At 72.6% G+C, this 14,770-nt stretch carries 12 protein-coding genes and 2 riboswitches; of the genes, 6 read left to right on the top strand and 6 right to left on the bottom strand.

The genetic code is table 11. The features are described from left to right. Nucleotides 1-73: 73 nt before the first annotated feature. From ACIQPT_RS19030 to ACIQPT_RS19015, 4 genes are all read right to left on the bottom strand, one after another. Entirely contained in the window at nucleotides 74-1,039 is a 966-nt protein-coding gene (locus ACIQPT_RS19030; protein ID WP_401157041.1) for an immunity 49 family protein, read from the bottom strand. A gap of 135 nt (nucleotides 1,040-1,174) precedes the next feature. Beyond that, on the bottom strand, nucleotides 1,175-3,499 hold the full coding sequence (gene metE / locus ACIQPT_RS19025) for a 5-methyltetrahydropteroyltriglutamate--homocysteine S-methyltransferase (protein WP_401157040.1): 2,325 nt from the start codon (nucleotides 3,497-3,499) through the stop codon (nucleotides 1,175-1,177). A gap of 165 nt (nucleotides 3,500-3,664) precedes the next feature. Then, nucleotides 3,665-3,880: riboswitch (cobalamin riboswitch) on the bottom strand. Between the two features lie 31 nt (nucleotides 3,881-3,911). Continuing rightward, the gene (locus tag ACIQPT_RS19020) at nucleotides 3,912-5,372 is read right to left on the bottom strand and encodes an MFS transporter (RefSeq protein ID WP_401157039.1); all 1,461 of its coding nucleotides are present in this window, start codon (nucleotides 5,370-5,372) and stop codon (nucleotides 3,912-3,914) included. Further along, complete coding sequence (locus ACIQPT_RS19015) at nucleotides 5,369-6,013, bottom strand: TetR/AcrR family transcriptional regulator (RefSeq protein ID WP_401157038.1); 645 nt, start codon at nucleotides 6,011-6,013, stop codon at nucleotides 5,369-5,371. The genes ACIQPT_RS19020 and ACIQPT_RS19015 overlap by 4 nt, the downstream gene beginning before the upstream one ends. 261 nt (nucleotides 6,014-6,274) lie before the next feature. Here ACIQPT_RS19015 and ACIQPT_RS19010 point away from each other — a divergent pair, with 261 nt between their 5' ends. Continuing rightward, a complete protein-coding gene (locus ACIQPT_RS19010; protein WP_401157037.1) occupies nucleotides 6,275-6,472 on the top strand; it encodes a hypothetical protein in 198 nt (65 codons plus the stop codon). Nucleotides 6,473-6,535: 63 nt separating this feature from the next. Here the strand turns inward: ACIQPT_RS19010 and cobF are convergent, their stop codons facing one another. Next, nucleotides 6,536-7,342, bottom strand: coding sequence for a precorrin-6A synthase (deacetylating) (gene cobF, locus ACIQPT_RS19005; RefSeq protein WP_401157036.1), 807 nt, complete (start codon nucleotides 7,340-7,342; stop codon nucleotides 6,536-6,538). A 73-nt stretch (nucleotides 7,343-7,415) separates the two neighbouring features. Further along, a riboswitch (cobalamin riboswitch) is annotated at nucleotides 7,416-7,614 on the top strand. Between the two features lie 235 nt (nucleotides 7,615-7,849). Here cobF and ACIQPT_RS19000 point away from each other — a divergent pair. The 5 genes from ACIQPT_RS19000 to ACIQPT_RS18980 are packed head-to-tail and all read left to right on the top strand — an operon-like array spanning nucleotide 7,850 to nucleotide 13,299. Next, nucleotides 7,850-9,352: a CoA-acylating methylmalonate-semialdehyde dehydrogenase gene (locus tag ACIQPT_RS19000; RefSeq protein ID WP_401157035.1), complete on the top strand. Its 1,503-nt coding sequence runs from the start codon at nucleotides 7,850-7,852 to the stop codon at nucleotides 9,350-9,352. After that, entirely contained in the window at nucleotides 9,349-10,503 is a 1,155-nt protein-coding gene (locus ACIQPT_RS18995; RefSeq protein WP_401157034.1) for an acyl-CoA dehydrogenase family protein, read from the top strand. Before ACIQPT_RS19000 ends, ACIQPT_RS18995 begins: the two co-directional genes overlap by 4 nt. Continuing rightward, nucleotides 10,500-11,567 (top strand): enoyl-CoA hydratase/isomerase family protein, encoded by a 1,068-nt coding sequence (locus ACIQPT_RS18990; protein WP_401157033.1) that lies wholly within the window; start codon nucleotides 10,500-10,502, stop codon nucleotides 11,565-11,567. Before ACIQPT_RS18995 ends, ACIQPT_RS18990 begins: the two co-directional genes overlap by 4 nt. Further along, nucleotides 11,561-12,493, top strand: a complete 933-nt coding sequence (gene mmsB / locus ACIQPT_RS18985; protein WP_401157153.1) for a 3-hydroxyisobutyrate dehydrogenase — start codon at nucleotides 11,561-11,563, stop codon at nucleotides 12,491-12,493. The genes ACIQPT_RS18990 and mmsB overlap by 7 nt, the downstream gene beginning before the upstream one ends. Next, on the top strand, nucleotides 12,490-13,299 hold the full coding sequence (locus ACIQPT_RS18980) for an enoyl-CoA hydratase (RefSeq protein ID WP_401157032.1): 810 nt from the start codon (nucleotides 12,490-12,492) through the stop codon (nucleotides 13,297-13,299). The genes mmsB and ACIQPT_RS18980 overlap by 4 nt, the downstream gene beginning before the upstream one ends. Here ACIQPT_RS18980 and ACIQPT_RS18975 read toward each other — a convergent pair. Then, a complete protein-coding gene (locus tag ACIQPT_RS18975) occupies nucleotides 13,286-14,740 on the bottom strand; it encodes a short-chain fatty acyl-CoA regulator family protein (protein WP_401157031.1) in 1,455 nt (484 codons plus the stop codon). The genes ACIQPT_RS18980 and ACIQPT_RS18975 overlap by 14 nt on opposite strands. Nucleotides 14,741-14,770 lie beyond the last annotated feature (30 nt).

Below are 14,770 nucleotides of genomic sequence, written 5' to 3'. Positions count from 1 at the left end.
ACCGGACATTTGCTGGTTAGGCTAACCTAACCGGGAGGGTGCGAACGACCGGCGGCCCGCCGGGTCATGGAGGCTACTTCGCGTACCAGGGGCCCAAGTTGTTGGGTCCCGCCTCGGCTGCCCGGCGCAGCGCGTCCGTGGAGCCCAGCAGGTCGGACGGCAAGTAGCCGGAGCGGACGCCGAGTTCCCATCCGTGGACCTGGACGGCGAGGGCGGCCAGGGCGAGGGCGTCGAGCGGCAGCAGGGTGCGGGGCTCGGGAGCGGGTCCCACGCTCTCCCGGTAGGTGTCGAGCCGGACCGCCAACGCCTCCTCGAATGCCTGCTGTTCGTCGTCGAGGAGCACGCGCAACAGCCGCTGATCGGGGGTCGGGGCGCCTGCGGCGTCCAGTGCGGCGGCCGCCTGTGCCCGTTCGTCGGCGTCGGGCTTGCGCAGCGTCACGGTGGGCCAGTCGCTGGGCCGGTGGCCCTCCGCCTCGGTCAGGTAGAGGCACAGGGCGTCCATCGCGGCGAGGTCCGCCGGGTCCGACACCGAGTCGAGCCAGGAGTAGGGCACGCCCTCGTGGATCGCGGGCGCGTAGTCGTCGCGCAGCAGCAGCCCGATCACCCGCTGCCAGTCCCCCACGAGTCCGCTGACCAGGGAGATCGTGAAGGCGTCGAGCCAGGTCCGGGCCGAGGGGGCCTGTGCTCCCGCGTGGCCGAGGGCAGCGCCGAAGGATATGTCCTCGGTGCTGAGCTTCTCGCCGATCAGCGGGAAGGGGATCTCCTGGTCGCCTTCGGGGAAGCAGCCGACGCTCAACTCCCCCATGCGGCACTCGGCCGCCGTGCGCAGCGCGGAGCGCGCCACATCGTCGAGCGCGCCCCCCTTCGCGGCACGGGCGGCGACGTGGTCGAGCAGTTCGTCGGCCGCTTCGGCCAGGCGGCGGGGCGCCGGGTCGTCGTAACGCATCAGATGCCACCGCCCCACGGTGCGCCCGACGATGCCCTCCGACGCTTCGTCCAAGCGCCGGGCGTCCACCTCATGACACGTCACTTCCCGCACGCACCCCGCCCTTTCGTGATCTTCGATCCGGAAGCGGCACGCTATCAGCGGGCTCGGACATCCCCGGGGCCGTGCGGGTGCGGCCCGGGGGGGGGGGGGGGGGGGGGGGGCGCCCCCCCCCGCCCCGGGCCCGGATCACGCCGCTTCGGTGGGCAGCTCCGCGCGGATCTCCCGCGCGGCGGCGACCAGGTTCTCCAGGGAGGCCCGGGTCTCGGGCCAGCCGCGGGTCTTCAGGCCGCAGTCGGGGTTCACCCACAGGCGCCCGGCCGGGATGGCCTCAAGTCCCTTGCGTAGAAGGGCCGCTGCCTCTTCCGTGCTGGGGATGCGCGGGGAGTGGATGTCGTAGACGCCGGGTCCGGCCTCACGGGGGTAGCCGTGGGCGGCCAGTTCGCGGGCGACCTGCATGTGGGAGCGGGCCGCCTCCAGGCTGATGACGTCGGCGTCGAGGTCGTCGATGGCCTGGACGATGTCGCCGAACTCCGCGTAGCACATATGGGTATGGATCTGGGTGTCCGGCCGCACCCCGGCGGTGGCGAGTCGGAAGGACTCGGTCGCCCAGTCCAGGTACGCGGCGTGCTCGGCGGCCCGCAGCGGGAGCGTCTCGCGCAGTGCGGGCTCGTCGACCTGGATGACCGAAGTGCCGTTCGCCTCCAGGTCGTTGACCTCGTCGCGCAGGGCGAGGGCCACCTGGCGGGCGGTGTCGCCGAGCGGCTGGTCGTCACGGACGAAGGACCAGGCGAGCATGGTGACCGGCCCGGTGAGCATGCCCTTGACGGGACGCTCGGTCAGCGACTGCGCGTACGTCGTCCAGCGCACCGTCATCGGCTCGGGGCGCGAGATGTCGCCCGCGAGGACCGGCGGGCGGACGTAGCGGGTGCCGTAGGACTGGACCCAGCCGTGCTGGGTGGCGAGGTAGCCGGTGAGCTGCTCGGCGAAGTACTGGACCATGTCGTTGCGTTCGGGCTCGCCGTGCACCAGGACGTCGATCCCGGCCTTCTCCTGGAAGGAGAGGACCTCGCGGATCTCGTCCTTGATCCGCTCCTCGTAGCCCGCCTCGTCGATCCGCCCGGCACGCAGGTCGGCCCGTGCGGTGCGCAGTTCGGTGGTCTGCGGGAACGAGCCGATGGTGGTGGTCGGCAGCAGCGGCAGCCCGAGGTGGGCGCGCTGGGCGACGGTCCGCTCGGCGTACGGCTGGGAGCGGCGGCCGTCCGCGTCGGTGATCGCCGCCGTACGGGCCCGGACGGCCGGGTCGCGGGTGATGACGGCGTCGGTGCGGGAGGCCAGGTCGGCCCGGTTGGCGGCGAGTTCGGCGGCGATGGCCCCGGTGCCGCCGGACAGGCCGCGAGCCAGGACGACGATCTCCTGGGTCTTCTGCTTGGCGAAGGCGAGCCAGCGGGCGATCTGCGGGTCGATGTCGCGCTCGGCGTCCGCGTCCAGCGGGACATGGAGGAGGGAGCTGGAGGCGGAGACGTCGACGTGGTCCGCGAGGCCGAGGAGGGTCCCGAGGGTGGCGAGGGACTTCTCGTAGTCGTTGATCCAGATGTTGCGGCCGTTGACGACACCGGCGACCAGGAGTTTGCCGGGCAGTCCGCCGGCCGCCGCGAGGTCGTCGAGGTTCCCGGCGCCGGACTCGGTGAAGTCGAGCGCGAGACCGTCGACGGGGGCCTTGGCCAGGACCGGCAGCGCCTCGCCGAGCCGCCCGAAGTAGGAGGCGACCAGGAGCTTCGGCCGGTCGGTGAGTCCGCCGAGCTCGCGGTAGGCGCGGGCGGCGGCGTTCAGCTCGGCCGGGGTGCGGTCCTGGACGAGGGCGGGCTCGTCGAGCTGCACCCATTCCGCGCCCGCCGCACGCAGGTCGGAGAGGACCTCGGCGTACACGGGGAGCAGCCGGTCCAGCAGGGTCAGCGGCTCGAAGTCCGCGGCCACACCGGGGGCGGCCTTGGCGAGCAGGAGGTAGGTGACGGGGCCGACGAGCACCGGGCGCGGGGTGTGGCCGAGCGCGAGGGCCTCCTTGAACTCCGCGACCTGCTTGGCGGAGTCGGCGGCGAACACGGTGTCGGGTCCCAACTCGGGCACCAGGTAGTGGTAGTTGGTGTCGAACCACTTCGTCATCTCCAGCGGCGCGACGTCCTGCGTGCCGCGGGCCATGGCGAAGTAGCCGTCGAGGGCGTCGACGCGGACCGCTTCGCGGTGCCGCTCGGGGACAGCGCCGACCATGACGCTGGTGTCCAGGACATGGTCGTAGTACGAGAAATCACCGGTCGGCACGGAGTGGACGCCGGCCTCGGCGAGCTGCTGCCAGGTTCCCCGGCGCAGTTCGGCGGCGGTCTGCCGGAGGGTGTCCGCGTCGACGCGGCCCTTCCAGTAGCCCTCGATGGCCTTCTTCAGTTCACGGTTCTGACCCTGGCGGGGGTAGCCGTACACGGTGGCCCGTGCTGCCGCGGCTGCGGGCTTCGCTGTCACGTGACTCTCCTTCGCGAGCGTGTCTGCTGTCGCAGACCCCGGGACGGGACGCGGACGCGAAGGGATGGCGCGTCGGGCGGACAACGGGACACGGAGAACCGTGTCCGTCCACCTGACGGTTACGCCGACCCGCCCACGAGGTCACCGGGATCTCCGCACGCGAACGGTCGCGTGCGGACAGCGGGCAGGTCTTCGGACTCGCGGGCACGTCTGCCGGGGCAGACACCTACTGGCCGTCGCTTCCCAGACCCGGCCGGGCCCAGTGCGTATGACGGCGGTCGTTCCCACTCACCGCTGCGGGGCAGTCCCGGATTCCCACCGGGTTCCCTCTTACGACACCCTGTCCGGCTGACAGGGCGAACCAGCTGCACCGGTCAGCCTAAGGGGGTGACCGCCGGGCGCACACCGTTGTTCACACTTCGGACGGTGATGTGAGACACGAGGCCGACGCGTCCGGCCTTCGGCGGCCCGCGCCCGCCGGTGGTCCGGCGCGCCGGCGAGCGCCCGGCAGCAGCGCCGCGGGGACCAGTGCGAGCGCGGCCGTCGCGGCGAGCACCAGGAGCGCCGTCCCCATGGCTCCTTCCCACTGCTCCACCCGCCCGTCGCCGGCCGCGGGCAGCAGACCGGCGGCGACGGCGATGCCGAGGACGGGGCCGATGTTCACGGCGGTCTGCTTGAGGCCGCCCACCACTCCGGCGTATCCGGGCGGCGCGTCGCCCACCACGGTCCCGGTGGCCGTGACCATCACCGTGGCGTATCCGGCGCCCAGCAGCGCGAAGGCGGCCCCCATCGCCACCGGCCCGGTGCCCCGGTCGGTCCCGGCCAGCCCGACGATGCCGAGGACGACCAGCAGCGTGCCGCCGAGCGCGGTGGACCGCGCGCCCAGGACGCGCAGCACCCGCCCGGCGAGCGGCGCGCCGACGATCATCAGCGCCGTCATGGGCAGGGCTCGCAGAGCGCTGTCGAGCGGGTCGAGGCCCAGCGCGTACTGCAGGAAGTACGTGCCGGCGAACAGCGCGCCGAACATGCCGCTCGCGGTGAACAGCAGCATCACCATCGAGGCGGTGACCGGCACCGACCGCGCGACCGCCGCCGGTACCAGCGGATGGCGGCTGCGGCGTTCGTGGCGGACGAGGACGGCCGCCACGGCGGCCGAGCAGAGCAGTCCCCCCACCGTGCGGTGGTCGGCCCAGCCGTGCGGTTCCACCCCGGCGAGCGCGTTGACCAGGAGGGCGAGCGCGGCCGCGAGCAGGAGGGCCCCTCCCGCCTCCAGGCGGCGGGACGTGTTCCGGCCGGCGTCTTCCGGGACGCGGGCCGCCAGGCAGAACAGGCCGATCAGGAGCGCGATGGGCACGTTGACGACGAAGACGGACCGCCAGCCGAGCTGCGCCACCAGGAAGCCGCCGAGCAGCGGACCGGCGGCGGCGGCCACCCCGATGGCGCTGGTCCGCAGGGCGATGGGCAGGCCGAGCCGGTCCGGCGGGTAGACCTGGCGCAGCAGCGCCAGCGTCGCGGGCTGCAGCAGGGCTCCGAACACTCCTTGTACGGCGCGCAGCCCGATGACCCAGCCGACCGAGGGCGCCACGGCGATGCCCGCGGACGCGGCCCCGAAGCCGAGGGACCCGATCAGGAGCAGCCGGGTGTGGCCGTACCGGTCCCCCAGGCGTCCGGCGAGGACGAGCAGACTCGCCACCGCGAGGAGGTACGCCGTACTCGTCCACTGCACCTGGGCGAGGGGCGCGGAGAGATCACGCTGCAGGCTGGGCTGGGCCACGAGGAGGACGGAGCCGTCGAGCGCGACGATCATCGCCCCGGCGATACTGCCCGCGAGGGCGAGGCGGGGCCGGACAGGGGCGGTGGTGGGTACGGTCACGGGTTCGCCCGTCCGAGGTGGGCGTCGACGGTCCGGGCGATCAGCGCCGCGAGGCTCTCGTGGGCGCGCGCGTCGCCCGGCGAGGGGGCGCCGAGGGTGAGAGAAAGGCTTCCCCAGCTCCACAGTTGGGCGATGCCGTGGACGTTCGCCCAGAGTGCGGCGGCCACGACCTCCGGGGCAGGCTCGGGCCCGAGGGGCGGTTCCTGGGCGGTGTCCCGCCGGTGACGTGCGACCAGGGCGACGAGCGACGCGAACAGCGGGAGGGTCCTGTCCCGCAGCCTGGGCCGCCCGTCGGTCTCGTCGCCGCCGTCCAGCAGGTCGTGACGGAACATCAGCTCGAACATCGGGCGGTGTTCGACAGCGAATCCGACGTAGACGTCGGCGAGGTGGCGCAGCTGGACGCGCGGGTCGCCGTCCGGCCGGAGGGAGGTGTCGAGCCGGTCCTTCAAGGCGTCGAATCCGCGCCCCGCGATGGCGGAGAGCAGCGAGCGGTGGGTCGGGAAGTAGCGTCGCGGGGCGCCGTGCGAGACACCGGCGCGACGGGCGATCTCCCGCAGCCCCAACGCCGCGATGCCCTCGGTCGCCACCATCTCGACGCCGACGTCCACCAGTCGTTCCCGCAGCGGGGTTTCGTCTTCCATGAGGAACTTCTAGCATCATCGCGTAGACACTGTCTACTCGTGGGGCGGCAGGAGCTCCGGCCGTTCCGCGCCCGTTCGACCGGTCGTCACACAATCCCTGATCCCCGGTCAGGTCTCTCGCCTCGACTGTGCGGAGGCGGTGACCCAGATGTAACCGAATGGCGTAGAGAACACGGAACCACGGAGCGTCACAAGCCGTTCTTCTTCCCACTACACGGCCGCCGGTCCCGGCGATGCCGACCGAGGAAAGGAAAACGCCCTATGAAGAAGACAGTCGGGTGGGCCCAGGACGGCGACGACTGGACGATCACCGTGAACGGCACGCTGTATCGCGCGATCGAACGGCCGGCGGACGGCCGGGTGCACGACTACCTGGTGCGGGGCGACGACCTGTCCGCCGAGTGCCCGAGCCTGGGGCACGGGCTCGGCGCGATCCGGGCGCACGAGACCCGGCGCTGACACCCCGCCGGTCCGACGACGAGGTGCGGAGGCCGCCGCCGCCCGCGCCTCGACGTGGGCCCGTCAGCCCTCCGCGCCGTCGCCGTCCATGCTCTCCGGTGCCGGGCGCAGCAGATAGGTGTCCATGATCCAGCCGTGCCGTTCGCGGGCCTCCGCGCGCAGCCGGCTGATCCGGCCGGCGACCTCGTCGAGCGGGCCGGAGACCAGGATCTCGTCGGGGGTGCCGATGTACGCGCCCCAGTGGATCCACAGGCCCCTGCCCGTCAGATGGGTGAAGCTCTCGTGGCCGTCGAGCATCACGACGATGTCGACGTCGTTCCCGGGAAAGCCCTGGGCCAGACGCCTGCCGGGGGTGATGTGGATGGGGCGGCCGACCCCGTTCAGGGTGACGCGGTGGCGGGCGGCGAGGGCGGAGACGCTGCTGATGCCGGGGATCACCTCATGGCCGAATTCCACCGTGCCACGGCCCCGGATGTCGTCGAGGATCGCGAGGGTGCTGTCGTAAAGCGACGGGTCGCCCCAGACCAGGAAGGCGCCGCACTGTCCCGGCGCGAGCTCCTCGATGATCAGGCGTTCGCAGATGTCGGCGCGGCGGTGGCGCCAGTCGTGCACGGCCGAGGCGTAGCGCCCGCCGTCCTGCTGGGTGCGGTCCCGCCACGGGTCCTCGGCCTCGACGACGCGGTAGGGGCCGGTGAGGTGTTCGTCGAGGATCTCCCGCCGCAGCCGGGTCAGGGACTCCTTCTCCCTGCCCTTGCCGAGCACGAAGAAGACGTCGGCCCTGCGCATGGCCTTCACCGCGGCGAGGGTCAGGTGGTCGGGGTCGCCGGCGCCCATGCCGATGACGAGGATGTGGCGGGGTGCGTCGCTCATGTCGGCCGATCATGCCAGGAGCGAGGCGGGGTGGACTTACTAGGACGTCCAACTATATGTTCGTGAGCAGCGGGGTGACCGGTGCAGATGCGGTTGCCCTCAAGGCCCGTGGTGTCAGGGAAGCCGGTGCGATTCCGGCGCGGTCCCGCCACTGTGACCGGGGAGTTCGTCCTCGCAGGACACGCCACTGACGGTGAAGCAGCCGTTGGGAAGGCATGAGGACGGGCGTCGATCCGGGAGTCAGGATACCGGCCGCGGGATGTTCCGTGTTTCCACGAGGATGGAGCAGACACGCATGGCACCGGTCCGCATGCACGGCCCCGTGGGCCTCTCCCGGCGAGCGGTTCCCCCCGCCCCCTGACTGGCCCCACCGCCCTTCGCGTCCCGCGACGGCAGGCCCCTCCACGTCCGCGCGCACCGAACCGAACCGGTGTGCCGTGCGCCGGTGGCCGCCGCGCGCCATCCCCGGATCTCACCTGACGATCTCACCGACGAGAGCAGGCTTCCATGGTCCGCGAACTCACCCATTTCATCGGCGGCAAGCACACGCCCGGCACCTCGGGCACGTACGGCGATGTGTACGACCCCAACACCGGCCGGGTCCAGGCGCGCGTGCCGCTCGCCGACCGCTCCGAGACCGAGGCCGCCATCGCGGATGCCGCCGAGGCGCAGCGCGAGTGGGGCGAGTGGAATCCGCAGCGCCGCGCCCGGGTGCTGCTGCGCTTCCTCCAGCTCGTCGAGAAGGAGAAGGACGCGCTGGCCCGGCTGCTCTCCTCCGAGCACGGCAAGACCGTGGCCGACGCGCACGGCGACCTCGCGCGCGGACTGGACGTGGTGGAGTTCGCCGCCGGTGTCCCGCATCTGCTGAAGGGCGAGTTCAGCGACAACGCGGGGTCCGGGATCGATGTCCACTCGTTGCGCCGGCCGCTCGGCGTCGTCGCGGGCATCACCCCGTTCAACTTCCCGGCGATGATTCCGCTGTGGAAGGCCGCACCCGCTCTGGCCTGCGGGAACGCCTTCATCCTGAAGCCCTCCGAGCGGGACCCGTCGGTGCCGCTGCGGCTGGCCGAACTGTTCCTGGAGGCGGGTCTGCCGCCCGGGGTGCTCAATGTCGTCAACGGCGGCAAGGAGACGGTGGACACCCTGCTGGAGGACCCGCGCGTCAAGGCGCTCGGCTTCGTCGGCTCCACGCCGATCGCCGCGCACATCTACGCCACGGCCGCCGCCCACGGCAAGCGCGCGCAGTGCTTCGGCGGGGCGAAGAACCACATGATCGTGATGCCGGACGCGGACCTGGACCAGGCGGTGGACGCGCTGATCGGCGCCGGTTACGGCTCGGCGGGCGAGCGGTGCATGGCGATCTCGGTGGCGGTGCCCGTGGGCGAGGCCACCGCCGACGCGCTGGTCGCCCGGCTCACCGAGCGGATCGCCGAGCTGCGGATCGGCCGCTCGGACGACCCGGACGCCGACTTCGGGCCGCTGGTGGGCCGCGACGCGGTGGACCGGGTCCGCGGCTATGTCGACCTCGGCGTCGAGGAGGGCGCCGAACTGGTCGTCGACGGACGCGACTTCACCCTGGAGGGGCACGAGGACGGCTTCTTCGCCGGTGCCTCGCTCTTCGACCGGGTCACCCCGGACATGCGGATCTACCAGGAGGAGATCTTCGGCCCGGTGGTGTGCGTGGTCCGCGCGGCCGACTACGAAGAAGCGCTGCGACTGCCCTCGGAGCACCCGTACGGCAACGGCGTCGCGCTCTTCACCCGCGACGGCGACACCGCACGCGACTTCACCCGCCGCGTCGACACCGGCATGGTCGGCGTCAACGTGCCGATCCCGGTGCCGGTGGCGTACCACACGTTCGGCGGCTGGAAGCGGTCCGGCTTCGGCGACCTGAACCAGCACGGGCCGGACGCCATCCGCTTCTACACCCGTACGAAGACCGTCACTTCGCGCTGGCCCGCCTCGGGTATCCGGGACGGCGCGAGCTTCACGATTCCGACCATGGGATGAGTGCCGTGACCACGCTCCTCACCGACGACCAGCTCGCGGTCGTCGAGACGACCCTGGACTTCGCCCAGGAACACCTGGCCCCGCACGCCGTGGCCTGGGACCAGGACAAGCACTTCCCGGTCGACGTCCTACGCAAGGCGGCGGGGCTCGGCCTCGGCGGCGTCTACGTACGCGATGACATCGGCGGCTCCGGGCTCTCCCGCTCCGACGGGGTCCTCGTCTTCGAAGCCCTGGCCACCGGCTGCCCGTCCATCGCGGGCTATCTCTCCATCCACAACATGGTCGGCTGGATGGTCGACCGGTACGGCACCGCGGACCAGCGGGGCCGCTATCTGCCGGAGCTCTGCACCATGGAGCAGCTCGGCAGCTACTGCCTGACCGAACCGGGCGCCGGCTCCGACGCCGCCGCGCTGCGCACCCGCGCGGTCCGCGACGGCGACCACTACGTGCTGACGGGGACGAAACAGTTCATCTCCGGGGCGGGCGCCTCGCACCTCTACATCGTGCTGGCCCGCACCGGCGACGACGGGCCCCGGGGGATCTCCGCGTTCCTCGTCGAACGGGACGATGCGGGGCTGTCGTTCGGGCCCAACGAGAAGAAGATGGGGTGGAACGCCCAGCCCACCCGGCAGGTCCTGCTGGACGAGGTGCGGATCCCGGCCGACCGGCTGCTCGGCGAGGAGGGCGGCGGCTTCCGGATCGCGATGAACGGCCTGAACGGTGGCCGACTGGGCATCGCCGCCTGCTCGTTGGGCGGTGCACAGAGCGCGCTGGACCGCAGCCTGGCCCATCTCGCGGACCGGGAGGCGTTCGGCGGCCGGCTGCTGGACGCGCAGGCGCTGCAGTTCCGGCTGGCCGACATGGCGACCGAACTGGCCGCGGCCCGCGCCCTGGTGCGGCAGGCCGCCGAAGCGCTCGACCGGAACGTCGCGGGCGCACCGCAACTGTGCGCGATGGCCAAGCACTTCGCGACCGACACCGGCTACTCGGTGGCCGACCGGGCGCTCCAACTGCACGGCGGCTACGGCTATCTGGCCGAGTACGGCATCGAGAAGATCGTCCGGGACCTGCGGGTCCACCAGATCCTGGAAGGGACCAACGAGATCATGCGCGTCATGGTGGCCCGGAGTCTGACGGGAGCCCTGCGATGACCGAGGAGCTCGTACGGGTACACATCGAAGGGCGTACGGGGGTGCTGACCCTGAACCGCCCCAAGGCGCTCAACGCCCTCACCCACACGATGGTGGAGACGATCGCGGCGGCCCTGGACCGGTGGGAGCACGACCCCGAGGTGGGCGCCGTCGTCATCACCGGGGCCGGGGAACGCGGCCTGTGCGCCGGCGGCGACATCCGGTCCATCTACGAGGACGCCCGCGCGGGCGGCACGGCCTCGGCCGCGTTCTGGCGCGACGAGTACCGGCTCAACGCCCGCATCGCCCGCTACCCGAAGCCGTACGTCGCGGTCATGGACGGCATCGTGATGGGCGGCGGGGTCGGGGTGTCGGCGCACGGCAGCGTCCGGATCGTCACCGAGCGGTCCAAGGTGGCCATGCCGGAGACCGGGATCGGCTTCGTGCCGGATGTCGGCGGCACCTATCTGCTGGCGCTGGCCCCCGGCGAGCTGGGCACCCATCTCGCCCTGACCGGCGCGGTGGTGGGGGCCGGGGACGCCCTGCTGTGCGGGCTCGCGGACCACTTCGTGCCGCAGGCGAACCTGCCCGCGTTCCTCGCCGACCTGCGGACCGAGGCTCCGGCCCCGGTACTTCACCGCCACGTCCGGGACGCCCCCCTCGGCGCGCTGGACGCCAACCGCGCCTGGATCGACCACTGTTACGCCGCCGACACGGTCGAGGAGATCGTGGAACGGCTGCTCGCCTCCGACGCCCCGGCGGCCGGAGAGGCGGCCGCCACGATCCTCGACCGCTCGCCCACCGCGCTGAAGGTCACGCTGGCCGCGCTGCGCCGGGCCCGCGAACTCGGGCCGCTGGAACGGGTGCTGGAGCAGGAGTACCGGGTCTCGTACGCGGCCCTGACCTCCCCCGACCTGGTGGAGGGCATTCGGGCCCAGGTGATCGACAAGGACCGGACACCGCGCTGGTCGCCCGGCACGCTCGTGGAGGTCACGGACGCGGACGTGGCCCGGTACTTCGCACCGACCGGCGGCGAGGAACTGTCCCTCGCCGCATCCGACTCACCGCAGGAGGTGCCCTGGTGACCGCCACGACCGTCGCATTCATCGGCCTCGGCCACATGGGCGGCCCGATGGCTGCCAACCTGGTCCGGGCCGGGCACCGGGTGCTCGGCCACGACCTCGTCGAGTCCTGCCTGGCGGCCGCCGTGGAGGGCGGGGTCGAGGCGGCCCGGTCCGCCGCCGAGGCGGCGGCCGTCGCGGACGTGGTGATCACCATGCTGCCCGCCGGACGCCATGTCCTCTCCCTGTACGGGCCGGAGGGCCTGCTCGCCGCCGCCCGCCCCGGCACCCTGTTCGTCGACTGCTCGACCATCGACGTGGCCGACTCCCGGGCCGCCCACGCGGCGGCCTCGGCTGCGGGTCACCGCTCGCTGGACGCCCCGGTCTCCGGCGGGGTCGTGGGGGCCGAGGCGGGCACGCTCACGTTCATGGCCGGGGGCGAGGAGGCCGCGTTCGCGGCGGCCGAGCCGCTGTTGTCCGTGATGGGCAGGAAGGCGGTGCACTGCGGTGCGGCGGGCGCCGGGCAGGCGGCGAAGATCTGCAACAACATGATCCTCGGCGTCTCGATGATCGCCGTCAGCGAGGCGTTCGTCCTCGCCGAGAGCCTGGGCCTGTCCGACCAGGCGCTGTACGACGTGGCGTCGGCGGCCTCCGGCCAGTGCTGGGCGCTCACCGTCAACTGCCCGGTCCCCGGCCCGGTCCCGACGAGCCCGGCCAACCGGGACTACCGCCCCGGATTCGCCGCGCCCCTGATGGCGAAGGACCTCGGGCTGGCCGCCAACGCGGTCCACGCCGGCGGCGTGGACGCCGAACTGGGGCTCCGCGCAGCCGAGTTGTACGCCAGGTTCGCCGAGGGCGCGGGGGCGGACCAGGACTTCTCCGGGATCGTCCGGGCCATCCGGGCCGCTTCGTCGAACACCACCGATGCACAGGAAGGCACCACCGCGTGAGCGAGAACAGCGAGAGCACGTCCACCCCGGGCCCGTACGGGACCATCCTGGTCGAGCGCCGGGGCCGTACCGCCCTGCTCACCCTGAACCGGCCCAAGGCGCTCAACGCGCTGAGCCTGGAGGTCATGCGGGAGACGGTCGAGGCGACCGAGGCCCTGGACCGGGACCCGGACGTCGGCTGCGTCGTCATCACCGGCAGCGGCGAGAAGGCGTTCGCGGCGGGGGCGGACATCAAGGAGATGCAGCCGCAGAGCTACACGGACATGTATCTCAGCGACTGGTTCACCGCCTGGGACCGCCTCGGGCAGCTCCGCACGCCCACGATCGCCGCCGTACGGGGCTACGCCCTGGGCGGGGGCTGCGAGTTGGCCATGATGTGCGACCTGGTCATCGCCGCGGAATCGGCGGTCTTCGGGCAGCCGGAGATCCGGCTCGGGGTGATCCCGGGCATCGGCGGCTCCCAGCGGCTGACCCGGGCGGTCGGCAAGGCCAAGGCGATGGACCTGTGCCTGACCGGCCGGAACATGGGCGCCGAGGAGGCGGAGCGGGCCGGACTCGCCTCCAGGATCGTCCCGGACGCGGATCTGCTGGAGGAGGCGCTCGCCATCGCGGACACGGTCTCCGGCATGTCGGCGCCCGTCGCGATGATGGCGAAGGAGGCGGTGAACCGCGCCTTCGAGACGACGCTCGCCGAGGGCGTCCGTTTCGAACGCCGCCTGTTCCACGCGGTGTTCGCCACGGCCGACCAGAAGGAGGGCATGAAGGCGTTCACCGAGAAGCGGCCGGCGGAGTTCACCCACCGCTGAGGTCAGCCCCCGGGCCGTCGGCCTCCACCGGGTACGGCACATGCGTACGACGGTCGGGGTCGACGGCCAGCCGGCCCCCGGCCGGGGGCCGGGCCCGCTGGGCGCAGTCCTGCCGTTCGCAGATCCGGCAGCCGAGCCCGATGGGGGTGGCCGACCGGGGGTCGTCCAGGGCCAGCCCTTCGGCGTACACCAGCCGGTGGGCGTGGCGTAGCTCGCAGCCGAGCGCGACGGCGAAGTCGGCCCGGGGCGCGCGGTGGCCGAAACCGCCACGCGTCACGGTCCGGGCCACCCAGAAGTACCGCTTGCCGTCCGGCATTTCGGCCACCTGGGTGAGGATGCGGCCGGGCGCGGAGAACGCCTCGTACACCGTCCAGAGCGGGCAGGTGCCGCCGAGCCGGGAGAAGTGGAAGTCGCTGGCGGACTGCCGCTTGGAGATGTTCCCCGCCCGGTCGACGCGGAGGAACGAGAACGGCACCCCCCGGCCACCGGTGCGCTGGAGGGTGGAGAGCCGGTGGCAGACGGTCTCGAAGCCGACGCCGAAGCGGGCCTGGAGCAGCTCGATGTCGTAGCGCAGCTCCTCGGCGGCCCGGTGGAAGGCGGTGTACGGCATGAGCAGGGCGCCGGCGAAGTAGTTGGCGAGGCCGATACGGGCCAGCCCCGCCGCCTGTGCGGAGGCGAGTTCGCCGCCGGCGACCAGGGTGTCGAGTAGCGATCCGTGTTCCAGCAGGGCGAGTTGGGTGGCGAGCTGGAAGGCGCGCTGGGCCTCGCTGAGCCAGGGCGAGAGCAGCAGGAGGCCGCTGTCGGGGTCGAAGCGGCGGGCTTCGGCGGCCCGTTCGGGGTCGGTGGTGACGACGGTGATGCCGTGGCGGGTGGCGAGACGGCTCTTCAGTGCGTCGGCGGTGCGGCCCGCCGAACCCGTGCCGAGGTCGGTCGCGGTGCGTTCGGCCACCACGTCCAGGGCGCCGAAGTGGTTGTGGTGGGCGTAGAAGAAGTCCCGTACCTCGTCATGGGGTTCGGCGGTGAGGAGCGATGCACCGTCCTGCGGCGGGGCGAGGGCGACGACCCGCTCGGCGGCGTCCCGGTAGCGGTGGTGCAGGGCGACCAGAGCGCGGGCCACCTCCGGGTGGTCGCGGGCCACGTCGGCGGCCTCCTCCAGCGGGACCTGGGTCCCGCAGGCCTCGTCGCCGAGAGCGGCGCGGAGGTCGGTGGCGAGGCGCTCCTCGTCGGCCTCGGAGAAGAACTCGGGGTCGACGCCGAAGACCTCCGCGATCCGCAGCAGCACGGGCGCGGTCAGCGGGCGGCGGCTGTGCTCGATCTGGTTGAGGTAGCTGGTGGAGAGGCCGAGTGCGCGGGCCAGCTCGACCTGGTTCATCCCTCGCTCCCGGCGCAGCCGCCGCAGCTTGGCGTGGGCGTAGATCTTCCGTCCGGCAGGCCGTCCCATCGGCTCGGCACCCCTTTCCGCGCTGCTGCC

Source organism: Streptomyces sp. NPDC091289 (assembly GCF_044757365.1).
In the GTDB taxonomy this organism is placed as follows: domain Bacteria; phylum Actinomycetota; class Actinomycetes; order Streptomycetales; family Streptomycetaceae; genus Streptomyces.
Note: the sequence above shows the minus strand (reverse complement) of the source record. Positions and strands in the feature narration are given on the sequence as shown.